The sequence below is a fragment of the Ruegeria marisrubri genome (genome assembly GCF_001507595.1).
Taxonomy (GTDB): domain Bacteria; phylum Pseudomonadota; class Alphaproteobacteria; order Rhodobacterales; family Rhodobacteraceae; genus Ruegeria; species Ruegeria marisrubri.
The window spans coordinates 785,519-808,627 of sequence record NZ_LQBQ01000001.1; the positions used below are offsets into that span (position 1 = coordinate 785,519).

General features: G+C 61.6%; 25 protein-coding genes. 15 read left to right on the forward strand and 10 right to left on the reverse strand.

Annotated features, from left to right (window positions below; genetic code table 11):
* Positions 1 to 78 precede the first annotated feature (78 nt).
* Genes AVO45_RS03760 through dusB form a run of 3 tightly spaced genes read right to left on the reverse strand, consistent with a single transcriptional unit; the run spans position 79 to position 3,508 of the window.
* A complete protein-coding gene (locus tag AVO45_RS03760; RefSeq protein WP_068344541.1) occupies positions 79 to 1,446 on the reverse strand; it encodes a response regulator in 1,368 nt (455 codons plus the stop codon).
* On the reverse strand, positions 1,446 to 2,528 hold the full coding sequence (locus tag AVO45_RS03765; RefSeq protein WP_068344542.1) for a two-component system sensor histidine kinase NtrB: 1,083 nt from the start codon (positions 2,526 to 2,528) through the stop codon (positions 1,446 to 1,448). The genes AVO45_RS03760 and AVO45_RS03765 overlap by 1 nt, the downstream gene beginning before the upstream one ends.
* The gene (gene dusB / locus AVO45_RS03770; RefSeq protein WP_276202387.1) at positions 2,525 to 3,508 is read right to left on the reverse strand and encodes a tRNA dihydrouridine synthase DusB; all 984 of its coding nucleotides are present in this window, start codon (positions 3,506 to 3,508) and stop codon (positions 2,525 to 2,527) included. The genes AVO45_RS03765 and dusB overlap by 4 nt, the downstream gene beginning before the upstream one ends.
* Positions 3,509 to 3,692: 184 nt before the next feature.
* Between dusB and AVO45_RS03775 the strand changes: the two genes are divergently transcribed.
* From AVO45_RS03775 to AVO45_RS03790, 4 genes are all read left to right on the forward strand, one after another.
* Positions 3,693 to 4,826 (forward strand): bifunctional 2-C-methyl-D-erythritol 4-phosphate cytidylyltransferase/2-C-methyl-D-erythritol 2,4-cyclodiphosphate synthase, encoded by a 1,134-nt coding sequence (locus tag AVO45_RS03775; RefSeq protein WP_068344543.1) that lies wholly within the window; start codon positions 3,693 to 3,695, stop codon positions 4,824 to 4,826.
* A complete protein-coding gene (locus AVO45_RS03780) occupies positions 4,823 to 5,320 on the forward strand; it encodes a phosphatidylglycerophosphatase A family protein (protein WP_068344544.1) in 498 nt (165 codons plus the stop codon). Before AVO45_RS03775 ends, AVO45_RS03780 begins: the two co-directional genes overlap by 4 nt.
* Entirely contained in the window at positions 5,317 to 5,799 is a 483-nt protein-coding gene (locus AVO45_RS03785; protein WP_068344545.1) for a CinA family protein, read from the forward strand. Before AVO45_RS03780 ends, AVO45_RS03785 begins: the two co-directional genes overlap by 4 nt.
* A 194-nt stretch (positions 5,800 to 5,993) precedes the next feature.
* Positions 5,994 to 7,175 carry an ammonium transporter gene (locus AVO45_RS03790; protein WP_068344546.1) on the forward strand — a complete coding sequence of 394 codons (1,182 nt, stop codon included), beginning with the start codon at positions 5,994 to 5,996 and terminating at the stop codon, positions 7,173 to 7,175.
* A 77-nt stretch (positions 7,176 to 7,252) separates the two neighbouring features.
* On the opposite strand, the gene AVO45_RS03795 is transcribed toward AVO45_RS03790, so the two are convergent.
* Entirely contained in the window at positions 7,253 to 8,551 is a 1,299-nt protein-coding gene (locus tag AVO45_RS03795) for an MmgE/PrpD family protein (RefSeq protein ID WP_068344547.1), read from the reverse strand.
* Positions 8,552 to 8,588: 37 nt separating this feature from the next.
* Positions 8,589 to 9,035 (reverse strand): type II toxin-antitoxin system RatA family toxin, encoded by a 447-nt coding sequence (locus AVO45_RS03800; RefSeq protein WP_068344548.1) that lies wholly within the window; start codon positions 9,033 to 9,035, stop codon positions 8,589 to 8,591.
* Positions 9,036 to 9,107: 72 nt separating this feature from the next.
* On the opposite strand from AVO45_RS03800, the gene hpt reads away from it, so the two are divergent.
* The 3 genes from hpt to AVO45_RS03815 all read left to right on the forward strand — a co-directional run bounded on the left by hpt (position 9,108) and on the right by AVO45_RS03815 (position 10,272).
* Positions 9,108 to 9,650: a hypoxanthine phosphoribosyltransferase gene (hpt, locus tag AVO45_RS03805; RefSeq protein WP_068344549.1), complete on the forward strand. Its 543-nt coding sequence runs from the start codon at positions 9,108 to 9,110 to the stop codon at positions 9,648 to 9,650.
* 16 nt (positions 9,651 to 9,666) lie between these two features.
* Positions 9,667 to 9,834 carry a lipoyl synthase gene (locus tag AVO45_RS19860; protein WP_068344550.1) on the forward strand — a complete coding sequence of 56 codons (168 nt, stop codon included), beginning with the start codon at positions 9,667 to 9,669 and terminating at the stop codon, positions 9,832 to 9,834.
* 84 nt (positions 9,835 to 9,918) lie between these two features.
* On the forward strand, positions 9,919 to 10,272 hold the full coding sequence (locus tag AVO45_RS03815; RefSeq protein ID WP_068344551.1) for a hypothetical protein: 354 nt from the start codon (positions 9,919 to 9,921) through the stop codon (positions 10,270 to 10,272).
* A gap of 4 nt (positions 10,273 to 10,276) precedes the next feature.
* Here AVO45_RS03815 and AVO45_RS03820 read toward each other — a convergent pair whose 3' ends face one another.
* Both AVO45_RS03820 and lipA read right to left on the reverse strand, forming a co-directional pair.
* Entirely contained in the window at positions 10,277 to 11,419 is a 1,143-nt protein-coding gene (locus AVO45_RS03820) for an amidohydrolase (protein ID WP_068344552.1), read from the reverse strand.
* Complete coding sequence (gene lipA, locus AVO45_RS03825; RefSeq protein ID WP_068344553.1) at positions 11,416 to 12,366, reverse strand: lipoyl synthase; 951 nt, start codon at positions 12,364 to 12,366, stop codon at positions 11,416 to 11,418. Before lipA ends, AVO45_RS03820 begins: the two co-directional genes overlap by 4 nt.
* A 253-nt stretch (positions 12,367 to 12,619) precedes the next feature.
* Here lipA and AVO45_RS03830 point away from each other — a divergent pair, with 253 nt between their 5' ends.
* A complete protein-coding gene (locus AVO45_RS03830; RefSeq protein ID WP_068344554.1) occupies positions 12,620 to 13,168 on the forward strand; it encodes a peroxiredoxin in 549 nt (182 codons plus the stop codon).
* 31 nt (positions 13,169 to 13,199) lie between these two features.
* Here the strand turns inward: AVO45_RS03830 and AVO45_RS03835 are convergent, their stop codons facing one another.
* Both AVO45_RS03835 and AVO45_RS03840 read right to left on the reverse strand, forming a co-directional pair.
* Positions 13,200 to 14,174, reverse strand: coding sequence for a hydrogen peroxide-inducible genes activator (locus AVO45_RS03835; RefSeq protein WP_068344555.1), 975 nt, complete (start codon positions 14,172 to 14,174; stop codon positions 13,200 to 13,202).
* A gap of 70 nt (positions 14,175 to 14,244) precedes the next feature.
* Complete coding sequence (locus AVO45_RS03840) at positions 14,245 to 15,360, reverse strand: DUF6456 domain-containing protein (RefSeq protein ID WP_068344556.1); 1,116 nt, start codon at positions 15,358 to 15,360, stop codon at positions 14,245 to 14,247.
* 247 nt (positions 15,361 to 15,607) lie between these two features.
* Here AVO45_RS03840 and AVO45_RS03845 point away from each other — a divergent pair, with 247 nt between their 5' ends.
* The gene (locus AVO45_RS03845) at positions 15,608 to 15,895 is read left to right on the forward strand and encodes a DUF6477 family protein (protein ID WP_338055953.1); all 288 of its coding nucleotides are present in this window, start codon (positions 15,608 to 15,610) and stop codon (positions 15,893 to 15,895) included.
* Here the strand turns inward: AVO45_RS03845 and AVO45_RS03850 are convergent, their stop codons facing one another.
* The gene (locus AVO45_RS03850; protein ID WP_068344558.1) at positions 15,896 to 17,440 is read right to left on the reverse strand and encodes a trimethylamine methyltransferase family protein; all 1,545 of its coding nucleotides are present in this window, start codon (positions 17,438 to 17,440) and stop codon (positions 15,896 to 15,898) included.
* A 160-nt stretch (positions 17,441 to 17,600) separates the two neighbouring features.
* On the opposite strand from AVO45_RS03850, the gene AVO45_RS03855 reads away from it, so the two are divergent.
* From AVO45_RS03855 to AVO45_RS03880, 6 genes are all read left to right on the forward strand, one after another.
* On the forward strand, positions 17,601 to 18,302 hold the full coding sequence (locus AVO45_RS03855; protein WP_068344559.1) for a DUF2270 domain-containing protein: 702 nt from the start codon (positions 17,601 to 17,603) through the stop codon (positions 18,300 to 18,302).
* An 83-nt stretch (positions 18,303 to 18,385) separates the two neighbouring features.
* Entirely contained in the window at positions 18,386 to 19,948 is a 1,563-nt protein-coding gene (gene guaA / locus AVO45_RS03860) for a glutamine-hydrolyzing GMP synthase (protein WP_068344560.1), read from the forward strand.
* A 108-nt stretch (positions 19,949 to 20,056) separates the two neighbouring features.
* Positions 20,057 to 20,338, forward strand: coding sequence for a putative quinol monooxygenase (locus AVO45_RS03865; protein ID WP_240482054.1), 282 nt, complete (start codon positions 20,057 to 20,059; stop codon positions 20,336 to 20,338).
* Positions 20,335 to 21,210 carry a DMT family transporter gene (locus tag AVO45_RS03870; protein ID WP_068344562.1) on the forward strand — a complete coding sequence of 292 codons (876 nt, stop codon included), beginning with the start codon at positions 20,335 to 20,337 and terminating at the stop codon, positions 21,208 to 21,210. Before AVO45_RS03865 ends, AVO45_RS03870 begins: the two co-directional genes overlap by 4 nt.
* Positions 21,211 to 21,285: 75 nt before the next feature.
* Complete coding sequence (locus tag AVO45_RS03875; protein WP_068344563.1) at positions 21,286 to 22,185, forward strand: DMT family transporter; 900 nt, start codon at positions 21,286 to 21,288, stop codon at positions 22,183 to 22,185.
* A 46-nt stretch (positions 22,186 to 22,231) separates the two neighbouring features.
* The gene (locus tag AVO45_RS03880; RefSeq protein WP_068344564.1) at positions 22,232 to 23,104 is read left to right on the forward strand and encodes an ATPase; all 873 of its coding nucleotides are present in this window, start codon (positions 22,232 to 22,234) and stop codon (positions 23,102 to 23,104) included.
* Positions 23,105 to 23,109: the final 5 nt, after the last annotated feature.

Sequence of the window (23,109 nt, forward strand, 5' to 3'; positions counted from 1 at the left end):
GCCGCTCTCGCGGCTTACCGCCATATCTCGTGGTCCTTGCCGGGATGGCACCCGAATGCCACGATTTGTGTGGCGATATTACATCAGTTTGCGGCGCCGTGTCACCTGAATATCGAGATCGGAAATTTTTTTGCGCAACGTGTTCCGGTTTATCCCGAGAAGATCGGCGCATTTCGCCTGGTTCCCGCCCGTTGCATCCAGTGCAATCTCGATCAACGGCGCCTCGACCTCGCGCAGGATGCGCTGATACAAGCCCGGCGGCGGCAGGATGTTTCCATGCAGGTCGAAATACCGCCGCAGGTGTCGCGCGACCGAGGCCGACAGCTTTTCCTTCTCGCCGCCGCCCAGAACAGGCTCGACTTCCGGTTGACTGCCCAGAACGGCCTCGACTTCGCCTCGCGTGATTTCGGGCGCGCGGCTGGTCAGGCCCAACCGGCGAACCGCGTTCTCAAGCTGTCGTACGTTGCCGGGCCAGGAATAGCGCCGGACGAGATCGAGCGCCTCGGGGCTCAGCCTGCGCCGCGTCGCGCCATCTCGTTCCTCGCGGGCAAGGAAGTGATCGACCAGCAAGGGGATGTCATCTACCCGCTCGCGCAGCGCCGGGACGTGGACCGTTGCACCGCCGAGCCGATAGTAGAGGTCTTGCCGAATTCGACCGCTGTCCATTGCCTCGGCCAGGTCGGTCTGGCTGGTGGCCATGAAACGCGGAACGTGATCTCCGGGTGCGTCCATCATCCGCACGATACGCGCCTGAATTTCCTCTTCGATATCAGCCACTTCGTCGATCAACAAAGTGCCGCCGCGCACCCGCGCCAAGACCCGCGCAGGCCCTTCCAGCTCGCGCAGATCAGCCCCCCTGACCGTGACGAAAGGCAGGGTTCGGCGGTCGGAAAAATCATGTATCGCACGCGCGATCAGCGACTTCCCCGTGCCACTTTCCCCGGAAATCAATACCGGCAGATCGGTGTTCATGACACGGGCCACCAAACGATAGAGCGCCTGCATGACCGGTGTGCGACCGACCAGCGGCAATTCCTCGGGCCGCTCTTCGCCCGCCTCCTGTGGCGCCGAAGGTGCGCGGCGTTTCTGCTCCAATGCGCGGGCGGTTCGTTTCATCAGGTCCGGCAGGTCGAAGGGTTTGGGCAAGTAATCGTAAGCCTCGGCCTCGGCGGCCTGAATGGCCGTCATGATCGTGTTTTGCGCCGAAATCACGATCACAGGCAGGCCGGGCCGATCCTGCGCGATCTTCGGCAGCATCTCGAGCCCATTGCCATCCGGCATGACCACGTCTGAAATCACCACATCCCCCTTGCCTTCGGCAACCCAGCGCATGAGCGTGGTCAATGACGATGTGGCGTGAACCTTGCACCCGGCGCGCGTCAGCGCCTGTGTCAGAACGGTGCGGATCGTGCGGTCGTCATCGGCGACCAGGACAGTGCCATCCATCAGAGGCTCTCCTCTTCCAAGGTTTCCCGCGGCGCACGCGGAAGCGACAGCCGGAACACGGTGCGACCCGGAACCGAGTCCACCGCAATCCAGCCGTCATGGTCGGAAATGATCTTGCTGACCAGGGCAAGGCCCAGGCCGGTTCCGTTTTCACGCCCCGAGACGAACGGGTCGAAAATGTCGTCCCGGATGTTCTCGGGCAATCCGGGGCCATCGTCGATGATCTCGATCTGCAAGGGCAGTGAGTGCCCCGAGCCATCGCTGCGGCGCAGGCGGAAGGAATGTTCGAAATACGTGCGCAGACGGATCGTGCCGCCCTTGCCCCCGGCCGCTTCGGCCGCGTTCCTGAGCAGGTTCAGGATCACCTGCAACAACTGATCCGGGTCGCCATAGGCCAAGGGCAGCGAGGGGTCGTAATCCTCGATGATCGTCATGTCGGCGCCAAAGCCCAGCAGGGCGGATCGTCGCGCGCGGTCCAAGACGTCGTGGATATTGACCGGCTTGAGGTCGGGGCGAGAGAGGTTTCCGAACTGCTCGACCTGCTCCAGAAGCTTCACGATCCGGCGACTTTCCTCGACGATCAAATCCGTCAATTCAAGGTCTTGCGGGCTGATGTTCATGCTCAGAAGTTGTGCCGCGCCAGTGATCCCCGCCAGAGGATTCTTGATCTCGTGCGCGAGCATTTCCGCCATGCCGATCGCCGATTGTGCGGCGGATTTGACGGTATGGCTCTGCGTCATCCGCCCCGCCAGCTCGCGCGGAGAGATCGTCATGATCATCGCCCCCGGCTGTCCGATCAAAGGCGCGATCTGCATCGCGCATTGCAGTGGCGGGCGGCTGCCCGATCCCACGTCCACATCATTGACGAACAGGGGAGTGCCCTGTTTGCGCGCCCTCTGGAACGCCTCCTCCAGCGGAGCATCCACGGCGATCTGGTCCCAGACCGGATGACCAAGAACCGACTTGCGCGAGGCGTTCAGAAATCCCTCTCCGGCCGAGTTCACATCCGCGATCCTGTCCTCGGGGTCGATGATGAAGGCGGGAACCGGCAGCGAGGCCCAGATATCCTGATCAGTGGTCACGCGGCCCTCTCCGTCTCAGACTCCAGAGCATCGCCCAAAAGCCGCAGAACCTGGTCCGGTTCCCGCGAGGTCAGCACCGCGCGGCGCAGTTCCGCCCCGGTCCCGGCCTCGTCCATGTACCAGCCCAGATGTTTTCGCGCGACGCGCAGACCCAGATCGCTTCCGTAGAAACTCAGCATCGATTGGTAATGAGTCCGCACCATCTCGACCAGCGCCGCACCTTCGGGAATGTCCGGCGCATCCGCGCCGTAAAGGTCATGGCAAACCTGCGCCAGCAGCCATGGCTTTCCCTGAGCCCCCCGCCCGATCATCACACCATCGCCACCGGATTGGGCCAGCGCCTCGCGGGCCTTGGCGCTGTCGGTGATATCGCCATTTGCGATGACTGGGATGGAAACCGCCTCTTTGACGGCGCGGATCGCCTTCCAGTCGGCGCGCCCCTTGTAGAACTGGCAGCGTGTGCGGCCATGGATCGTGACCATTCGGATGCCGGCGTCCTCAGCCCGCCGCGCGACCTGCGGCGCGTTCAGCAGGCTGTCGTCCCATCCCAGCCGGGTTTTCAATGTGACGGGCAGGTCAACCGCCGCAACCACGGCCTCGATCAGTTTCAGCGCGTGATCGGGTGTTTTCAGCAGGGCCGAGCCGGAATAGCCATTCGTCACCTTCTTGGCCGGGCAGCCCATGTTGATGTCGATCACCCGCGCACCTCTGTCGGCGACCTGTCGTGCCGCCTCGGCCATCCAATGCGCCTCGCGCCCGGCCAGTTGCACCGCCGTATTCTCGACATCTGCCGACAACTCGGCCCGTTCGCGCACGCCGGGCTTGGCCTGAACCATCTCCTGGCTGGCGACCATTTCACTGACGACCATGCCCGCGCCAAAGCTCATGACGAGATCGCGGAAGGGCCGGTCGGTGATTCCGGCCATCGGCGCCAGAAGCACGGGCGGGTTCAGTTCCTTGTCGGCGAGACGCAGGGTCAATTTGCCTAATCCTTGTGCAGTCAGGAGTTTGATAACGAAATTGCAGCATATGAACAACAAAACACGGGCATTCAAGCCCGCCAAAACGGCATTTGCCTATTTTTTATGCACAACTTCCGTTGCGATTGCCTCTGCTCGCGCCGCCCCATAAACAGGACCGAAAGCAACAGAGGCCGAAACCTTCATGACAACAGCCGCCATCATCGTCGCAGCAGGACGTGGCCAACGCGCAGGAGGCGACGTGCCAAAGCAATGGCGCCCCTTGGCGGGGCGCAGGGTGGCCGACTGGACGTTGGAACGGTTCCGGGCAGCAGGGCTTGACCACATCGTTCTGGTTCTCTCGGCAGAGGATAGCGACGCGTGGGCGGAATTTTCCGGTTCGGACCTGATTTTGGCGACCGGCGGCGCGGATCGCGCCGGATCGGTGCGCAACGGGTTGCAAGCGCTCGCCGGGCGCGGCGTCGACAAGGTTCTGATCCATGACGTGGCCCGGCCCTGCGTGTCACAGCAGGTCATTTCCGACGTTCTGGCCGCGTTGGAAGAGCACACCGCGGCGGCGCCGGGGCTCGCCGTGACCGACGCTTTGTGGACCGGCGACGGAGCAAAGGTGACCGGGACACAGGACCGGGCAGGCCTCTATGCCGCGCAGACGCCGCAAGGGTTTCACTACGACGCCATCATGGCTGCCCATGCGGCCCATCCGGGTGGCGCCGCTGATGACGTCGAGGTGGCGCGCGCGGCCGGCATCGATGTTGCCATCGTTCCCGGCGACGCGGACAACATCAAGATAACCCGACCCGAGGACTTCGCCCGGGCGGAACGGATTTTGGGAGCTTCAATGGATATCAGGCTTGGCAACGGCTATGACGTGCATCGTTTCGGACCTGGGGATCACGTGATCCTGTGCGGAGTGAAAGTTCCCCATGATCGGGGGCTGCAAGGCCATTCGGATGCAGACGTAGGGATGCACGCGGTAACGGATGCGATCTATGGAGCCTTGGCCCGGGGTGACATCGGCCAGCACTTCCCGCCATCGGACCCGCAGTGGAAGGGCGCGGCCAGCGAGATTTTCCTGCGCCACGCGGTCGAACTGGCGGCAAGCCTCGGCTATGCCATCTCGAATGTCGATTGCACGCTAGTCTGCGAGCAGCCCAAGGTCGGCCCTCATGCCGCTGAGATGCGCGCAGAGATGGCACGGATCATGGGCCTGCGACCGGATCAGGTGTCCGTCAAGGCCACGACGTCGGAACGTCTCGGCTTCACCGGGCGCGGCGAGGGCATTGCCTCGATCGCTACGGCCTGTCTGGTGCGGCAATGAAACTGGCACAGATCATAGGCACCGTCGGTGGGGTCGGCTATCTGCGCCCTGCCCCCGGCACTTGGGGATCGCTCTCGGCGCTGCCGATGGTATGGGTCTTGCACTCGCTGGGCGGTTTTCCACTTGTGGTGCTGGCAACGCTGGCGGCATTTCTGGGTGGGCTCTGGGCCACTGGTGTAATGACCGCAGGGCAAGCGGATCACGACCCCTCGGAGATCGTCATCGACGAGGTGGCTGGCCAGTTCATCGCGCTCTGGGCAATTTCATACCCGGCCTGGGCGCACGGGATCGAGATCACGAAACTCTGGCCGGGCTGGATCGCGGGCTTTGTGCTGTTCCGCCTGTTCGACATTGCCAAGCCGGGGCCCGTCGGCTGGGCCGACCGACGCGGCGGGCCGCTGGGTGTGATGCTGGACGACGTGATCGCCGGTGTCTTTGCCGCGATCGGCGTGGCGGCACTGGCGGCGCTCACACATGGGGTTCTGGGACTATGACAGTTGCCGAAATACTCGATAGGGCACGGTCGCTCGGGGTGAAATTCGCCACGGCCGAAAGTTGCACCGGCGGCATGGTGGCGGCTGCCCTGACGGACATTCCCGGCAGTTCCGACGTGGTCGAGCGGGGCTTTGTCACCTACAGCAACGAGGCCAAGCAGGAAATGCTGGGGGTGCATGCCGAAATCCTCGCCAAATATGGCGCAGTCTCCGAGAATGTAGCTCGGGAAATGGCCGATGGCGCTCTCAGGTTTTCGCATGCGCAGTTGGCCGTTTCGATCACCGGCATCGCCGGCCCCGGCGGATCCGAATTCAAGCCCGAAGGGCGAGTTTGTTTCGGCCTTGCAGGCAAAGGCCTGGAGACATTCACCGAAACCATCGACTTCGGTGCACTGGGCCGTGACCGGGTGCGCCTTGCCGCGCGCGATCATGCCCTGACCCTGTTTGAACGCGGCCTTTCCCAAATTGCTGAAAAATAGGGCGGCCGCACAGAATTACCGCGCAAAAACGCGCCAATCCCAGGAAAGACAGCAAAACGGGCAGTTCCGAACCCCCTCGCCCCTTTTTTCCTCGTCTCCACTTGGGTTCAAGGCTCTCCACACCACTCACTCGATGCCGAATTGACCAATCTGGTCAAAATTCCGGCACAAGCGTAGCGAAAGGAGAGCGGCCCATGAACGGAGCCGATACAGCCTGGATCATCGTCGCAACGGCGCTGGTCCTGTTCATGACACTGCCGGGTCTTGCCCTGTTCTATGGCGGGCTTGTCCGCGCGCGAAACGTGCTGAGCGTGTTCATGCACTGCTTTGCCATCGCCTGTCTGATGAGCATTCTCTGGCTCGTCGCCGGCTATTCCATCGCTTTTGGCAGCGGCACCACGGGGCTCTGGGGTGGATTGGACAAGGCATTCCTGATCGGGATTACGCCCGACAGCCTGTCCGGCACCCTGCCCGAGGTTCTTTTCTTCGCCTTCCAGATGACTTTTGCCATCATCACTCCGGCTCTGATCGTGGGCGCTTATGTCGAACGTGTGGGCTTTGGTTTCGTGCTGACCTTTTCCGGCCTCTGGATGCTGCTGTGCTATGCGCCGGTGGTACACTGGATCTGGGGCGGAGGCATGCTGACCGATGGCGGCGTACTGGGAGAAACCGGCGTCAAGGACTTTGCCGGCGGGATCGTGGTTCACGAAACCGCCGGTCTTGCGGCGCTGATCGTCGCCGTCTTTCTGGGCCCCCGCCGCAACCGCACGACGCCGCCACACAACCCCGGCTTCGTCATGATCGGCGCCGCGATGCTGTGGGTCGGCTGGTTCGGCTTCAACGGTGGCTCGCAACTGGCTGCGGACGGCGGTGCCGCGATGGCGCTGACGGTCACCCATATCTCGGCCGCCACCGCTTCGCTGACCTGGGCCCTGTGGGAAAAGATCAAGTATGGCACGGCATCGCTGGTCGGTCTGGTCACCGGCACCATCGCCGGCCTGGCCTCGATCACCCCGGCGTCAGGTTTCGTCGATCCGGTGCAGGCGCTCATCATCGGCGCGGTGGCCGGCATCCTGTGCCAGGAAGCGGTCAACGTGGTGCGCAACATGCTCAAGATCGACGACACACTGGACGTGTTCGCGGTGCATGGCGTGGGCGGCATTTTTGGCACCCTGATGATCGCCGTATTCGGCCTTGGCAGTTGGACCGCACAGCTTGGCGGCCTGGTAATCGTGGGTGTCTTTACGTCAGTTGTCACGATTGTGCTGGTCAAGGTGGTTGCACTTGTCACCCCGCTTCGCGTAGATGCCGAAACCGAGACAAACGGGCTCGACCTTTCGGTTCACGGAGAGCGGGCCTATGACATGAGCAGCTGAGCCCACCTCTTCTGCTCTGCGCCCGCAAGGGCAAAAAGCGGGTCTATTTCGGCCCGCTTTTTCTTTTGGAAAACGGTTCAAGCAGCCGCAAGCCGCTCGGACAGGTCGGTCGCACGCCCTCCGGTGCGCAGCAGAGACCAGACCTCACCCGCCAAATCCGCACCGACCAGCTTCGCGGCCTTCTCGCGAACACGCTCCTCGCGCTCGCTCAGGGAAAGCGGAGCTTGCAGATCATGTGTCGCCTCGCGCCGTATTCCGTCCCGTCGAAGCAATGAAAGATGCGCCTGCGTTTCCGACAGGTTTTCATCTGCCTCGACCGTGATCCGCTCCCGCAAAGACATCAGCCGCGGGTCGGCGCAGACGGCATCGGAATAGCTCTCCAGCCTTGCGGTGTCGTGACCCAGGGCCTGCATGGCGATGACAGTGCGATAGGAAAACTTGGCGCCCAGCCCCGTCGTCGGCGCGGGCTGATTGCACACGCTCATCCAACGAGGATGCGTCCTGACCTTGATTTCAGCGACCTCCGGTTCGGCAATATCCAGCTTCAACGCCGCCTCGAGCGCCGCATGCAGACCGTGGCAGCAGGCGTGGAACTTGTGGCTGACGGATTCGAACAGCCATTCCTCGCCCAGACCTTCAAGCGCCGAATCCCTGTTGTTTTCCCCGTGATGGGTCGCACCAAAGCCGAAGGGGCCTTCCAGGGCCTCAACGTTCGGTTCAAACCCGCGTTGCACCAACAACACCGCCTCGGTCCCGGTCGCCGCAGCCTGCCCGGCATTGTAGGGTTTGCCCATCGTGCCGAACTGCACCTTCAGCCCGGCCGCGCGAGTAGCGGTGAGGCCAAGCGCCCTCTGCAACTGGGGTACGCTCAGGCCAGCCAGTCGCCCCGCCGCGGCGGCCGCGCCGAAGGCCCCGGCCGTTGCCGTCTGATGGAACCCCGCCTGGTAGTGACCGCGGCCCAACCAGAGCCCGACACGAATCGAAACCTCCATCCCCACAAGCGCCGCCTCAAGCAGCTCGACCAGCATTCGGTCATTCCATTCAGCCACCGCCAGAGCCGCCGGAATGACGGCGACCGATGGGTGTCCGATATGCGCGAAATGCGTGTCGTCATAGTCCAGCGCATGCGAGATGGTACCGTTGACCAGCGCCGCCGCCCGCATCGGCGCCGCGCCCTGCCCGAACAACCGGGCCTGTGGGGTTCCGCCCTCGTCCAGAACCATGCCGCGCACGATCCGCGACACCGGCTCGTCCGCGCCCGCCCGGCCGACCGCCAGCCAGTCCAATAGCGACAGCGATGCCACCATCCGGGCCTGAGCCGTGGTCGAAACCGGCCCGACTGCAAACTCGGCCAATATTTGGGAAAGATCAGTCATGCGCGCAGTCTAGCGCCGACCGCGGGCGGGTAAAGCCTCAGCCATAGAGTTCGGCGGCCCGTTGTTCAAAAGCTCGCACGATTCGGTGCATCGCTTCGTTGAACACGACGCCGATGATCCCCTGAAGAACAGCGTTCTTGAACTCAAAATCCACGTGGAACGAGACATTGCACCCACCGTCGGGCGCGTCCTCGAAGGACCAGTCGGATTTCATGTACTTGAACGGGCCATCCAGATAGACGGTGTCGATCCGCCTGTCCTTGGGAAACAGGGTCACCCGGCTGCCGAAACGCTCGCGGAACACCTTGAAGGAAATGACGAGATCGGCCTCCATCACCTGCGCCTCGCCCTGCGCATAGGTGCGTCGGATCCGGGCCGCGGCGCACCAAGGCAGGAATTGCGGATACTTGGCCACGTCCGCGACCAGATCGTACATCTGCTGGGCAGAGTAAGGCAGGTGGCGGGTTTCCGAATGGGTAGGCATCAGGACCGGTGATTTTGCATGACAACGGCGCGTCATGTCGTATGTTGCGCGCAAAAGATCAAGGGGGCACCGATGAGCCAACGCGCATATGTGATAGATGAGATGATCTCGGCCAAGGCCATCGCGGCCCGGATCGAGGAGCTGTGCCGCGAAATCACCGATGAATTCGGCGATACCGACAAACTGGTCGTCGTAGGCCTGCTGCGCGGCAGCTTCGTGTTCATCGCCGATCTGGTGCGCGAACTCGACCTTCCGATCGAGGTGGATTTCCTCGAGGCATCCTCGTACGGAGACGCCATGGAAAGCAGCCGCGAGGTGCGCATTCTCAAGGATTTGCGCGGTGCGATCGAAGGGCGCGACGTGCTGGTCGTCGAAGACATCGTGGATACCGGACACACGTTGAACCACGTCACCCGCCTGTTGCTCAGCCGCAAGCCCAGTCGGTTGAAGTCCATCGCACTGCTCGACAAGCCCAGCCGGCGCGAGGTCGATTTCCGCTCGGACTGGATCGGGTTCGAGATCCCCGACGAATTCGTCGTCGGATACGGCATCGACTATGCGCAGCGGAACAGGAACCTGCCCTATATCGGCAAGGTGCGTTTCCCAAGCGAATAGGCTGGACGCACCGGGCATGAATATCCGTCACCTCCTGCGAATGTCGAAATGGGCCCGCAATCCGCCCTCCGAGCGGCGGGTGAAGTTCGTTTTCGGCGTGCTTCTCGCCTGCCTGCTGATCGCGGGCATCGAGTATCTTGGCTGGTGGCCGGAATGGGCGCGGGTGCAATCCCTGCGCCCCTAGGCCCGAGCATCACGTTTCCTCAAAGGCTAGACGCAGGCCCATCACGCCGATACCGTCGCGCTATTGGTATTGGAGAATTGTGAAATGTTCAGGTTCATAGTTTCGTTTCTGGCTGTGCTGTCGGTTGTCTTGGCTACGGGAGTTGCCGAGGCCAAGGACAAGGGCAACAACAAGGGCAAAGGTCCCGACAAGGTCAAAGTGGACAAGGGGCAAGGCCCTAAGGCCGTTCCACCCGGTCAGGTCAAACGATACACCCGAGGCGCCAAACTTCCGAACGATCTGAACTTCGACTACATCGATGACCTCGACGACTGGAAGCTCAAGCCACTTCCGCCGGGGCAACGTTACATCAAGATCGACAACGAGATCGTATCCATTGCGGAGGACACCAAGACCGTCATCGATGCGGTTGGCATCGTCGGAGACCTGATGAAGTAGAAGCCTAACCTGTGAGTTGGCGGGCGGCTGTCAGGAAGATATCTGCACCGACAGCAATCAGGTCATCGGGGAAGTCATAATCCGGGTTGTGAAGCTGCGGATGTTCTTCCCCTGCCCCCAGCCAGAACATGGCCGCCTTTGCGCCTTTTGCAAACTGGCCGAAATCCTCCGAAAACTTCTGCGGCTTTTCCGACAGGCGCAACGGCACGCCCTGAACTCTACACGCCGCCGCCAGAATCTCGACCGCGTCGGGATCATTGGTGCAGGCGTCAAACACGTCATCATACGTGATTTCGACGCCCAGGCCATCCGCTTCGGCATGCTGCCGAACCAAAGCCTCGGCATCGGCCACAAGGCGCGCCATCCTGCCGTCGGAAACCGTTCGAAGCGTCACCCAAAGCTCTCCAAAACCCGGCGCCACGCCAAAAGTGCGTTCCCCCAATTCGGCATGTGTCAGAGTTGTCAGCGCGTATTCCGAATCCAGCTCTCCGCCCGGCCCCAATCCCGCCAAGGCCGGCATCAGCCGCGCCATGGCCTTTGCCGGCGAAAGCCCGTCCTGCGGCGCGGCCGCGTGGGACGTCTTTCCCTTTAGAACAACCCGCATCCCGCGCGAAGCGCAGTTTGCCGGCCCGGTGCAAAGCTCAACTCCTCCAAGAGCCAACCCTGGCAGATTGTGCAAGGAAAACACGTAGTCGGTCGCGACATTCCGAAATTTGGGGTCGGCCCGATAGGCCAAGGCCCCTTTCCCGGTTTCCTCGGCGGGTTGAAAAATCAGTACGATTCTACCCCGCGTCGGCCTCTGCCGCGCCAGTTCTTCGGCCACGCCCAAGACAATCGTCATGTGCCCGTCATGGCCGCAAAGATGCCCTTTGCCGGGAACACGCGAAACGTAGGGCGCGTCGGAAACCTCCTGAATGGGCAAGGCATCGAGTTCACAGCGGATGCCCACGCTCGGCCCTTCCTCGCCGCTATCAAAAACGGCCGCCACCCCGTGCCCACCAATACCGGTAACGATTTCTTCGGGCCGGTATTGACTGAGCAATTCGGCGATGCGGGCCGCGGTTTTTTCTTCCTGCCCGGAAACTTCCGGATACTGATGCAACTCGTGGCGCAGTGCTGTCAGACGCGCCAACGTCTCAGGCGTCATACCTTGCCCAGTTTCTTGTTCCGCGCCTCACGCAGGCGGGCGAAATCATTGCCCGCGTGGTATGACGACCGGGTCAACGGCGTGGCCGACACCATCAGGAAACCTTTGCCATAAGCGGCTTTTTCGTAGGCGGCGAACTCCTCCGGGGTGACAAACCGATCGACAGCGTGGTGCTTCGGCGTCGGCTGCAGGTACTGACCGATGGTCAGAAAATCGATATCGGCCGCCCGCATGTCGTCCATCACCTGGCGGACCTGCTGCTCGTTCTCGCCCAGGCCGACCATGATGCCCGACTTGGTGAACATCGAAGGATCCAGTTCCTTGACGCGCTGCAACAGGCGCAACGAATGGAAATAGCGCGCGCCGGGACGTACCTCGGGATACAGGCCCGGCACGGTTTCAAGATTGTGGTTGAACACGTCCGGCTTGGCCTCGACCACAATCTCCAGAACCGACGGATCGCATTTCAGGAAATCAGGCGTCAGAACCTCGATCGTCGTCTTGGGAGAGCGGTGGCGCACCGCCCGGATCGTCTGGGCAAAGTGCTCCGCGCCGCCGTCTTCCAGATCGTCGCGATCGACCGAAGTGATCACGACGTGGTTCAGCCCCAGTTTCTCGACCGCATGGGCGACCCGGCCCGGCTCGAAGGCGTCCAGCGCATCGGGGCGACCTGTGGCAATGTTGCAGAAAGTGCAGCCACGGGTGCAGATCTCGCCCATGATCATCATGGTGGCGTGACCCGCGCTCCAGCATTCGCCGACATTGGGGCAGCCCGCCTCTTCGCAGACCGTAACCAACTTGTTGTCGCGCATGATCTTGTGCGTGTCGGCATAGCCCTTGCCGCCGGGCGCCCTGACCCGGATCCAACTGGGTTTCTTGGGTTGCGCATTGTCCGGGCGATGCGCCTTTTCCGGGTGCCGTTGTTCGGGAATCTTAAGGTCACGCACAGGAGTTTTCCGTCGATTTTGGTAAATTTGCGATCCCGATAACATAACGCCGGGTCAAAAGTAACACCAGTGACGCATGGCCGCTATGCATCCGGTTTCTGCGAACGCAGAAAATAGCTGCAAATCAACTCCTACCCGGCTGTTAATCCGACGATTCCTGTAGTTAGCGCGCGCAGAATTTCAACTGTTGAAGCTCAGTTAGAATCATTTTAATTCGGCCGAAGGACAACAGTGATTCATCAGGAGCCAGAACATGAAAGCCGGCGCAAAACTGCCCAACGTGACCTTCCACACCCGCGTGCGCGACGAGTCCGTCGAGGGACCGAACCCCTATCGCTGGGAAGACAAGACGACCGCCGATTATTTCGCAGGCAAGCGCGTGATCCTGTTCTCGCTGCCGGGCGCGTTCACCCCCACCTGCTCGACCTATCAATTGCCCGGTTTCGAAAAGGGCTATGAAGAGTTCAAGGCACACGGCATCGATGAAATCTACTGCATGTCGGTGAATGACAGCTTCGTCATGAACAAGTGGGCACAGGACCAGAAGCTTGAAAACGTCAAGGTGATCCCGGACGGATCGGGCGAGTTCACCCGCAAGATGGGCATGCTGGTCGAAAAGGACAACCTGGGCTTTGGCATGCGGTCTTGGCGCTATGCTGCCATCGTCAACGACGGCGTGATCGAGGCCTGGTTCGAAGAGCCCGGCCTGATGGACAACTGCCCCGAGGACCCCTATGGCGTTTCCTCGCCCGAGAACCTGCTGAAATACCTGGCCGAAGCGAAACAGCCCGAACTGGCCTGAGCTTCGCAAAGTTACCTGTCAAGGGCCCGCATCAGCCGGGCCCTTTTTCTTGCCTGCCTCGAGCACCGCTTGAAAGAGGCACTCCGGCCCGTGTTTGTTCAACAATCTCCTCCCCGACCTGTCGGATGACCCGGGTCAGGTCATCGAACCACCCGTCCCCGGACGTCGAAGCTCGCCGGACCAGACCAACCGTTCTGGCCGGTTGTGGCTCGGTAAAGCGCAGCAACCGGAGGCCCGGAACCATCTCGGACTCGGAATAGGCTGCGAGTTCAGGCATCAAGGTCAGCCCGAACCCTGCCGCAACCAGCCTGGACAATGTGGCCAGCGAAGACGCGCCCATGTCGATGCCCGCGCTCGTCCGATCTTGGCCACAAACTTCCAGCGCCTGATCCGTCAGACAGTGACCGTCTTCCAGCAGCATCAACTGGGTGGTCTTTAGATCCGTTGGCCGCAATGCCTCGGGACTGTTTGTCAGGCTTTTGAGGCGGGATGCGCTTCCGGCCAATAGAAACCGGTCCTCGAACAGGGGTTCTTCGTGCAGCCCTTCTACCCCGGAGGGCAAGGCGAGAACCGCGGCATCAATTTCGCCCCTCCGCAACAATTCCAAAAGCCGCTCGGTTCTGGCTTCGCGGATCTGAACGCGCAGGGAAACATCCCCCGCCCTCAATGCGGCCAGAACACCTGGCAGAAGATAGGGCGCCATCGTCGGGATCAGCCCGAGCGACAGAGACCTGTGCCCGCCCGATGCATCCCTTGCAAACCGGTCTAGCCGCTCGGCCGTTTGAAGGACCTGCTGCGCAAGCCCCAACACATCACGGCCGAGCGGCGTCAACAGGATATCGCGGGCCCGGCGTTCGAACAGCGGGCCGCCCAACATCTCCTCCAGCGCCCTGATCTGAACAGACAAGGCCGGTTGTGAAACATGGCATACCTGCGCTGCCCGGCCGAAATTCCTCTGTTCCGCGACCGCTTTGAAATATTGAAGTTGCCTAAGGGTAAAATTCATAGGTGTTTACTATCACTTCACACCTTGCGGGCAACTTGTCTTTATGGAAATTGCAGTCAACGCGGGAAATCTAGCCGATCATTCGATCCCACTCTGCCTGCCTGTCGTAGTGTCGTTTCAACCTCTGCAAAGCGATCCGCAGCACGATCTTGCCAGAGCGCGCTGACCAGCCCATCCGTTTTTCCGTCAGTTCCAGCCCTTCCAGATAGCAGCAGCAGCGCAAGGCGACGTCACTCAGCCCCGGCCCGAGATCGGCAAGGGCATTCGCGACACGCTCGCGCGCTTCCGAGGAGCCGCCCCCACCGCTGGGCAAGCCCGCTTGCACTCCGCCTCTCAGGAAATTGTCCCAGTTTTGGGTTACCTGCGAACCGATCTGGGCCAGTTCAAAATCCTCCCGCAGCCGTTCACCGGCCTTGACCAGCGTTTCATCCAGGAATGGCTTTCCGTCCCGATCTTTTCGCCGCGACAGGGCGATCAGCGGGCTGTCGGCCATACCATACCTCACCCGACGCGGTCTCTGTCCGGCTCCGGCATTCTCGTGCCTCTGGGGTAGGAACGGTGTCTGCGCTTCGGCGCACCCGAATTCGTTTCGGTTGCGCGCGCGGTTTTCCGCTTCAGCCAGCAATTGGCCGAAGGCGCTGCGCCCCAGTGGCGTGATGTGATATCGCGCGATACGTCCGGGCTTGTCGCAGGCAATCCAGTCATTCAGGGCCAACGCCTGTGCGACCTGGCGGTCCACGACTGCGGTCCTGGTCGCTCCGGCCTCGCCTCCGTCACGAACGACAACCGCCTTTTCCATATCTTCGGCCACCGCCAGAACAGCACCAGCCTCGCTCAAGTGCTCCAAAACCCGCAAGGCTTCACGATTGAAAGCCTCAGTTTGCAGGGCCTTGTCTTCCGGCAGCGATACCGGAGTCCTCTGTCCATTCCCCGTGTCTTCACACCGTCCGGAATTTTTGCCCTCGGCGGGGAAATGAACAGCGGCAAGGGATTCCAGCGCGGCGTCAACCAAAGGATCGTCGCGCCGCATCTCGATCCGCCGAATTTGCCGCAAGACAGTCGAAGCATGACATCCCGCCGCGCGAGCCAGATCACGGATCGACCGCCCAGTCTCAGTATGGGCCAGATAACGCTGCGCGCCCTCGGGGACCCAAGCCGGAACGGTAATTGCTGTGCTATTTTCCATGGTTGCTTGCCCTCGTCGACACTGACATCACCTCAGTTCGCCAGCGTAACTATAGTTAACAAAACTCTACCTATGGTCGGTTTCGTTACCCGATCGTTAAAAGCCAGCGGCATCCAGCAGGATTGATTTAAAAAGATAAACAGTTCTGAAACCACCGTGCGTTGTCTTCTGCCGGTAGTAACACCCGCTTTGGTTGTGTCTAATTCTCTCTCATCAATTCACGAAAGGACCGCCGATGCAGGATGTCATGACACAGCTTTCGACGCTTCGCCGCCCCCGCCTTTTGATCCGGGCAGCACGGATTGGGGCACGGGAATACAACCGGGATCGCCACCTTCAGCGACTTCTCGGTTACGGAACCCTGCCGATCCCAGGTAGCGCGTTGATGAAACTGATGGATATGGAGCGACAGGTGGACGACCTGCGCCGTGAGGAGGATGCCGCCTACTCATTGGTCCGGCATCTAGATCTTCTCATCGCGTTGATGGGAGAGGCCCAGCTGTATCAAGCCAGCCGCGCCTCTCTGTATCGGTGATTACATGAAGGCGTCCGGCATCGACGCCTTTTTCTCTTCGACATAGGCCGACAGCGCAGCAGCGATACCGGGATCAAGCTCGGGTTGCCGGTAGTTGGCCAGCAAATGCTCAACCCGCTGCGCCGCCAAGGTCCGCGTATCGCGCGAGCCTTCGTCCTCCCAGGTCTCGAACGGCTTGTAGTCGAGCAGTTCGGTCTTCCAGAAGGCATCCTTGAAGTTGGCCTGAGTGTGTGCGCACCCCAGATAGTGCCCACCCGGGCCGACCTCGCGAATGGCATCCATGGCCTGTGCGTTCTCGTCATAGGCCACGCCCTTGGCCAGCCCGTGAAGAACGCCCAGTTGGTCGGCATCCATGACGAATTTCTCGAAATCCGCCACCAGACCGCCTTCGAGCCAGCCACAGGAATGCAGCATGAAGTTCACGCCCGACAGCAGCCCCATGTTGAGCGAGTTCGCCGTTTCATAAGCGGCCTGCGCATCCGGCAGTTTCGAGCCGCAGAACGACCCGGCCGAGCGGTAAGGCACGCCCAGACGGCGGGCCAACTGACCGGCACCATAGGTGATATGCGCGGCCTCAGGGGTTCCAAACGTGGGCGCGCCCGAGTTCATGTCGATCGAGGTCACGAAAGCCCCAAAGATTGCCGGGGCGCCGGGGCGGATCAGCTGCGAATAGGCGATCCCTGCCAGAACCTCGGCCAGAACCTGGGTCAGCGTGCCGGCCACCGAAACCGGCGCCATCGCGCCGCCGACGATGAAGGGCGAGATGATGCACGCCTGATTGTTCTTGGCATAGACCTCGAGCGCGCCCATCATCACGTCGTCGAAGGTCATCGGCGAGTTGATGTTGGTGAGCGAGGTCATCACTGTGTTTTCCTGCACGAACTCCTTGCCGAACAGGATCTCGCACATCTCGACGCTGTCCTGTGCGCGGCTGGGATCGGTCACCGAGCCCATGAAGGGCTTGTCGCTCAGCGTCATGTGCGCCATCAGCATGTCGAGGTGACGTTTGTTCACCGGAATGTCGGTCGGTTCGCACACCGTTCCGCCCGAGTGGTGCAGCCACTTGGACATGTAGGCCAGCTTCACGAATTTATTGAAGTCTTCCATCGTGGCGTAACGCCGACCGCCATGAATATCACGCACGAAGGGCGGGCCATAGACCGGAGCCAGAACCAGGTTGCGGCCACCGATCACCACCGATTTTTCCGGGTTCCGGGCGTGCTGGGTGAATTGGCTGGGCGCCGTTTCGCACAGCTTGCGCGCCAGACCGCGGGGGATACGGACCCGCTCGCCGACCACATCGGCCCCGGCTTCGCGCCAGCGTTCCAGCGCCTTGGGGTTGTCGATGAAGTTGACGCCCACCTCTTCCAGAACCGTCTCGGCGTTGTTTTCGATGATCTCTAGCGCCTCTTCGTTCAGGATCTCGAAGTTGGGAATGTTGCGTTCGATATATTTCGCGGTCTCGATGCGGACCGCGGTGCGCTCGGCGCGCCGTGCGGCACCGCCACCACCACGTCCTCTGCGCCGGCTTGTTGTCTCTGCCATGAGATGATCCCCTGGATAAGATGGTTCTGCTTTGGCGATCTAATTACAGGACGCCAACGTCCGTCCGAATATGAATTACGGCAATTGAGGGGGGAAAGCGACATGGACGAGGCGTCGCTAATGCTTTGACCCGTCTTCTAGCCAAGGGCATGATTGCAATATGGAACAGCAAAGCCAACCCGGCGATCGGCCCGACACCGAACGCAAGACCCTCAGCGCCGCGGAAATCGGTGCCGTGGCCCATCTCTATCGAGGCGAGGTGTATCGCAGCACGATCTGGCGAACGCGGCTGGACACCTCATCGAACTGGGCTGTGGTGACGCTGGGCGTGGCGCTTTCCATATCCTTCGCGTCGCCCGATGCCTCACCCCTGCCCTTGGTGCTGGTGGGGGTCCTCATCATCCTGTTTCTCATGCTCGAGGCGCGGCGCTATCGCTATTTCAACGTCTGGCGCGCGCGGGCACGATGGCTGGAAACTCATTTCTACGCACCGCTTCTCTACGACGGCGACCTGCACATGGAAGAGAACTGGCAAAAGGTGCTGGCCGAGGATTACCTGCGACCGCGCTACCACGTCGGATTCATGATCGCGATAGGCAGACGCATCCGGCGCAATTATCTCTGGATCCTGCTTATTCAATCCCTGGCCTTTGCCGGTAAGCTGGCGGTTCATCCGACTCCGGTCGAAAGCCTGGACCAGGCCTTTGAGCGCGCCGATGTCGGCCCCCTGCCCGGTGAAGTCATTGTCTTGATCGGTGTCGTGTATGTCGTGACATGGTCCTCGATCGCCATTTGGAGTTACCGCGTCGACGGGGAACGCGCGGCACGGCGCGGCGCAGCCAGCTCCCACTCGATGGGGTGAACTTGCGTTCTCTTTCTCGCCTCGGGGTCCTTGACCGCCTCATAGCTCTTGCACAACGCGACAGCCCGACCTAAGAGCCGGTCATGACCCAGACATCTCATGACCGCCTTCTTATCATCGACTTCGGCAGCCAGGTGACGCAGCTGATCGCCCGCCGCCTGCGCGAGCTGAACGTCTATTGTGAAATCCACCCCTACCAGAACGTCACCGCCGAGTTCATCCGCGAGATGGCCCCCAAGGCCGTGATCCTGTCCGGTGGCCCCGACAGCGTGACCCGCGAGGGTTCGCCGCGTGCGCCGCAGGAGCTGTTCGAGATGGGCATCCCGATCCTCGGGATCTGCTATGGCCAGCAGGTCATGATGACCCAACTGGGTGGCAAGGTGGAATCGGGGCATGGCACCGCCGAGTTCGGCCGCGCCTATGTCACGCCGAAAGGTCCCCATATCGACCTGTTGCGCGGCTGGTTCCTGGAAGGCGACGAGCAGGTCTGGATGTCTCATGGCGACCATGTCAGCCAGATTGCTCCGGGTTTCGAGGTCTACGGCACCTCGCCAAACGCGCCTTATGCGATCACTGCAGACCTCAAGCGTCACTTCTATGCGGTGCAGTTCCACCCCGAGGTGCACCACACGCCGAACGGCAAGACGCTGTATGAGAACTTCATCAAGATCGCGGGCTTTACCGGCGACTGGACGATGGGCGCCTATCGCGAGGAAATGATCCGCAAGATCCGCGAGCAGGTTGGCGACAAAAAGGTGATCTGCGCGCTGTCGGGCGGCGTTGACAGTTCGGTTGCAGCGATCCTCATCCACGAAGCGATCGGCGATCAATTGACCTGCGTCTTTGTCGACCACGGCCTGCTGCGCAAGAACGAAGCCGCCGAAGTGGTCGGCATGTTCCGCGAACATTACAACCTGCCCCTGATCCACGCCGACGAATCCGAACTGTTCCTTGGCGAACTGGAAGGTGTCAGCGACCCCGAGACCAAGCGCAAGATCATCGGCAAGCTGTTCATCGACGTGTTCCAGAAACATGCCGACACGATCGAAGGGGCAGAGTTCCTGGCCCAGGGCACACTCTACCCGGACGTGATCGAATCCGTGTCCTTCTCGGGCGGCCCTTCGGTGACCATCAAGTCGCACCACAACGTTGGCGGCCTGCCGGAAAAGATGGGCCTGAAACTGGTCGAGCCGCTGCGCGAGCTGTTCAAGGACGAGGTTCGCGCGCTGGGCCACGAGCTGGGCCTGCCCGCATCCTTCATCGGCCGCCACCCCTTCCCCGGCCCCGGTCTGGCCATCCGCTGCCCCGGCGAGATCACCCGCGAAAAGCTGGAGATCCTGCGCGAGGCCGACGCGATCTATATCGACCAGATCCGCAAACACGGGCTTTATGACGAGATCTGGCAGGCCTTCGTCGCGATCCTGCCGGTGCGCACCGTGGGCGTGATGGGCGACGGGCGCACCTATGACTATGCCTGTGCCCTGCGGGCGGTCACCTCGGTCGATGGGATGACCGCCGACTACTACCCGTTCAGCCACGAGTTCCTCGGTGAAACCGCCACGCGGATCATCAACGAGGTCAAGGGCATCAACCGCTGCACCTATGACATCACCTCGAAACCCCCGGGAACGATCGAGTGGGAGTGATCCGGCCGGGTCTCAAGTTTCCGAGCGCCGCCCCTAATGGGCGGCGTTTTCATTTGAAACTCGCCTTTTGCCGGCGCAGTTGTTAGCCCTTTCAACATGAGAGATCGAATGCAGATAGTCCTGACAGGTCACATGGACGTGCCCCCGGACCGGATCGATGCGGTTATGGCAGCCCTTCCCGACCACATCGCGCTGACCCGGGCAGAGCCAGGTTGTCTGTCTTTTGAAGTGAAACCCGCCCCGGGCCTGCCCGGCCGGCTTGTCGTTTCGGAACGCTTTCAAAGCAGGGCTGATTTCGAAGCACATCAGGCGCGCATCAAAGGCAGCCACTGGGCCGCGGTCACGCGGGGCATTGCTCGCCACTACAAGGTGTCCGAGGTTCCGGCATGAGCCCGACGAAGCGGGCCGCGATCTGGATGATCGGCGCGATTGTCTCCTTCTCGTCCATGGCCATCGCCGGTCGCGAGTTGAGCGCGGTTCACGACACCTTCGAAATCATGATGTATCGAAGTTTCGTCGGGATCCTCGTCGTCTCACTGGTATTGACCGCCACCGGCACCTGGCCGCATGTATCCACCCGCCGAATGGGCCTGCATGTCGCGCGAAACGTGGTGCATTTCATCGGGCAGAACCTCTGGTTCTTTGCCGTCACAGTGATCCCCCTGGCACAGGTGTTTGCACTGGAATTCACCCAACCGCTCTGGGTCATTGTTCTGTCGCCGCTGCTGTTGGGCGAACGACTGACGCCCGTGCGCGTAGCCGCAGCCCTGATCGGTTTCATCGGCATCCTGATCGTGACACGCCCCGGCGCGACTTCTCTGAACATCGGAATCCTCACGGCGGCCCTGTCAGCGGTTTTCTTTGCCCTGACAACCATTTCCACGAAGAAACTGACGCATTACGCTAGCATCGGCTGCATCATGTTGTGGCTCACCGTCATCCAGGCGGTGCTTGGCCTCGCGGCATCCGGCATCGACGGGGACATTGCGCTGCCAACGATGCAAACGGCCCCGTTCCTCGTCCTCGTCGGGCTTGCCGGTTTGCTGGCGCATTTCTGCATTACCAACGCCTTGGCCATCGCCCCGGCAACCGTGGTGGTGCCCATCGACTTTGCGCGCCTGCCGACGATTGCCGTGCTGGGCATGCTGCTTTACGGAGAGCCTTTGGACCTCTGGGTTCTGATCGGAGCGGTGGTGATCTTTGCCGGCAACTACATCAACATTCTCGATGCCTCCGGCCGGCTGCGCAGACGACGTGCATGAACCGTGTCTAGACCGCAATGCCATATGCGCAGGAAACGGGTCGCGCGGACCTGTCCTTGCCGGTAATCCACCCCCATGAGCGAACAAAAAGCCCTATCCCCCCGCGCCTGGTCCGAGTTGATCCTTCTCGGAGTGATCTGGGGCGCATCCTTCGTGTCCATCCGGATCGCATTGGATGAGGTTCCGGTGGCAACCTCTGTCCTGCACCGAACTTTCTGGGCGATGCTGGTCCTTTGGGCCGCCGTCCTGTTCCTGCGGCTACCCCTGCCCCGTGACCCGCGCATCTGGGGTGCCTTTCTGGTCATGGGGCTGCTCAACAACGTGATCCCCTTCGGCCTGATGGCCTGGGGGCAGCTTTACGTCGAAAGCGGGCTGACCTCGATCCTGAACGCCACGACGGCGATCTTCGGCGTGATCGTTGCCGCGATGGTCTTCCCTGACGAAAGGCTGACCCTGCACCGAATGGCCGGTGTGTGCCTCGGGTTTTTCGGGGTTGCCGCCGCCATCGGCCTGCAAAACTTCACCAGCTTCGACCTGCGCAGTGCCGCGCAACTGGCCATTCTTGCCGGCACCCTCTCTTACGCCTTCGCCGGAGCATGGGCGCGGTTGAAACTCGCCCATCTTCCCCCACAGGTCGCGGCCGCCGGCATGTTGACCGGATCGACACTTGCCGTTCTGCCGCTGGCCCTGCTGATCGACGGCCCGCCATCCTTTGACCTGCAGCCCGTGACATGGGCGGCCATCGCCTATTACTCGCTGATCGCGACCGCCGGGGCCTATCTGCTGTATTACCGCGTGCTTGCAATGGCGGGCAGCGGGAACCTGTTGCTGGTCACCCTCGTCATCCCGCCCGTCGCGATCCTGCTCGGAGCTCATATCCGGCACGAGGAACTGACGGCCCAGGCCTATGGGGGCTTTGCCCTGCTGGCGCTTGGCCTGATGATCCTGAACCGCTCGGGACGACGGCGCGATTGACGCCGCCTGTCCCCCGTTTTAGCAAGGGCGGAAAAGGAAGGTGGGTATGATCTACGGCTCGGCAAGAGAGTGGCGCGAGGCAGAGCGCAAAAAGGTGCTGTTCTTTGGCATGTCCGGGCTGGGCAAGACCCATGTCTCGAACCTTCTGCGCGATCAGGGAGACTGGTTCCACTACTCGATCGACTACCGCATCGGCACCCGCTACATGGGCGAATACATCGCCGACAACGCCAAGGCCCACGCGATGAAGGTGCCGTTCCTGCGCGATCTTCTTCTGTCGGATTCGATCTTCATCGGCTCGAACATCTCGTTCTCGAACCTGACCCCGGTCGCCGCCTATCTGGGAAAGCCCGGCAACCCCGAACTCGGGGGGCTGGAAATCAGCGAATACCGCCGCCGTCAGGAGCAATTCCGCCAGGCCGAGATCCATGCGCTGCTTGACACCGAGTATTTCATAGACCGGGCGCAGCGCCTCTATGGCTACCCGCATTTCATCTGTGACACCGGCGGGTCCATCTGCGAATGGGTGGAGCCGGACGATCCCAACGATCACGTCCTCACAGAACTGTCCCGTCACACGCTGATGATCTGGATCAAGGGCGACGAGGCGCACACCGAAAAGCTCGTCCGCCGTTTTGACAAGGCCCCCAAGCCGATGTCCTATCAGCCGGAATTCCTGACCCGCGTGTGGGACGAGTTCCTTGCCAGGGAAGGCTGCGCCGAGGATGAGGTGGACCCGGATGCCTTCATCCGCTGGACCTATGCGCAGGCCCTGGCCCACCGACAGCCGCGCTACGAGGCGATGGCGCGCAACTGGGGTATCACGGTCACCGCCGACGAGATTGGTGCGGTGCGCGATGCCGGCGATTTCGACGAGTTGATCGAACGCACCCTTGAGGCACGCGCCAAAGGCACCTAAATACC

What these genes read in the sequence shown, in the direction of transcription:
- AVO45_RS03760 (WP_068344541.1), bottom strand. Translation starts at nt 1,446, where the DNA reads ATGGATGGCACTGTCCTGGTCGCCGATGACGACCGCACGATCCGCACC.
- AVO45_RS03775 (WP_068344543.1), top strand. Translation starts at nt 3,693, where the DNA reads ATGACAACAGCCGCCATCATCGTCGCAGCAGGACGTGGCCAACGCGCA.
- AVO45_RS03780 (WP_068344544.1), top strand. Translation starts at nt 4,823, where the DNA reads ATGAAACTGGCACAGATCATAGGCACCGTCGGTGGGGTCGGCTATCTG.
- AVO45_RS03785 (WP_068344545.1), top strand. Translation starts at nt 5,317, where the DNA reads ATGACAGTTGCCGAAATACTCGATAGGGCACGGTCGCTCGGGGTGAAA.
- AVO45_RS03790 (WP_068344546.1), top strand. Translation starts at nt 5,994, where the DNA reads ATGAACGGAGCCGATACAGCCTGGATCATCGTCGCAACGGCGCTGGTC.
- AVO45_RS03795 (WP_068344547.1), bottom strand. Translation starts at nt 8,551, where the DNA reads ATGACTGATCTTTCCCAAATATTGGCCGAGTTTGCAGTCGGGCCGGTT.
- AVO45_RS03800 (WP_068344548.1), bottom strand. Translation starts at nt 9,035, where the DNA reads ATGCCTACCCATTCGGAAACCCGCCACCTGCCTTACTCTGCCCAGCAG.
- hpt (WP_068344549.1), top strand. Translation starts at nt 9,108, where the DNA reads ATGAGCCAACGCGCATATGTGATAGATGAGATGATCTCGGCCAAGGCC.
- AVO45_RS19860 (WP_068344550.1), top strand. Translation starts at nt 9,667, where the DNA reads ATGAATATCCGTCACCTCCTGCGAATGTCGAAATGGGCCCGCAATCCG.
- AVO45_RS03815 (WP_068344551.1), top strand. Translation starts at nt 9,919, where the DNA reads ATGTTCAGGTTCATAGTTTCGTTTCTGGCTGTGCTGTCGGTTGTCTTG.
- AVO45_RS03820 (WP_068344552.1), bottom strand. Translation starts at nt 11,419, where the DNA reads ATGACGCCTGAGACGTTGGCGCGTCTGACAGCACTGCGCCACGAGTTG.
- AVO45_RS03830 (WP_068344554.1), top strand. Translation starts at nt 12,620, where the DNA reads ATGAAAGCCGGCGCAAAACTGCCCAACGTGACCTTCCACACCCGCGTG.
- AVO45_RS03835 (WP_068344555.1), bottom strand. Translation starts at nt 14,174, where the DNA reads ATGAATTTTACCCTTAGGCAACTTCAATATTTCAAAGCGGTCGCGGAA.
- AVO45_RS03840 (WP_068344556.1), bottom strand. Translation starts at nt 15,360, where the DNA reads ATGGAAAATAGCACAGCAATTACCGTTCCGGCTTGGGTCCCCGAGGGC.
- AVO45_RS03845 (WP_338055953.1), top strand. Translation starts at nt 15,608, where the DNA reads ATGACACAGCTTTCGACGCTTCGCCGCCCCCGCCTTTTGATCCGGGCA.
- AVO45_RS03850 (WP_068344558.1), bottom strand. Translation starts at nt 17,440, where the DNA reads ATGGCAGAGACAACAAGCCGGCGCAGAGGACGTGGTGGTGGCGGTGCC.
- AVO45_RS03855 (WP_068344559.1), top strand. Translation starts at nt 17,601, where the DNA reads ATGGAACAGCAAAGCCAACCCGGCGATCGGCCCGACACCGAACGCAAG.
- guaA (WP_068344560.1), top strand. Translation starts at nt 18,386, where the DNA reads ATGACCCAGACATCTCATGACCGCCTTCTTATCATCGACTTCGGCAGC.
- AVO45_RS03865 (WP_240482054.1), top strand. Translation starts at nt 20,057, where the DNA reads ATGCAGATAGTCCTGACAGGTCACATGGACGTGCCCCCGGACCGGATC.
- AVO45_RS03870 (WP_068344562.1), top strand. Translation starts at nt 20,335, where the DNA reads ATGAGCCCGACGAAGCGGGCCGCGATCTGGATGATCGGCGCGATTGTC.
- AVO45_RS03875 (WP_068344563.1), top strand. Translation starts at nt 21,286, where the DNA reads ATGAGCGAACAAAAAGCCCTATCCCCCCGCGCCTGGTCCGAGTTGATC.
- AVO45_RS03880 (WP_068344564.1), top strand. Translation starts at nt 22,232, where the DNA reads ATGATCTACGGCTCGGCAAGAGAGTGGCGCGAGGCAGAGCGCAAAAAG.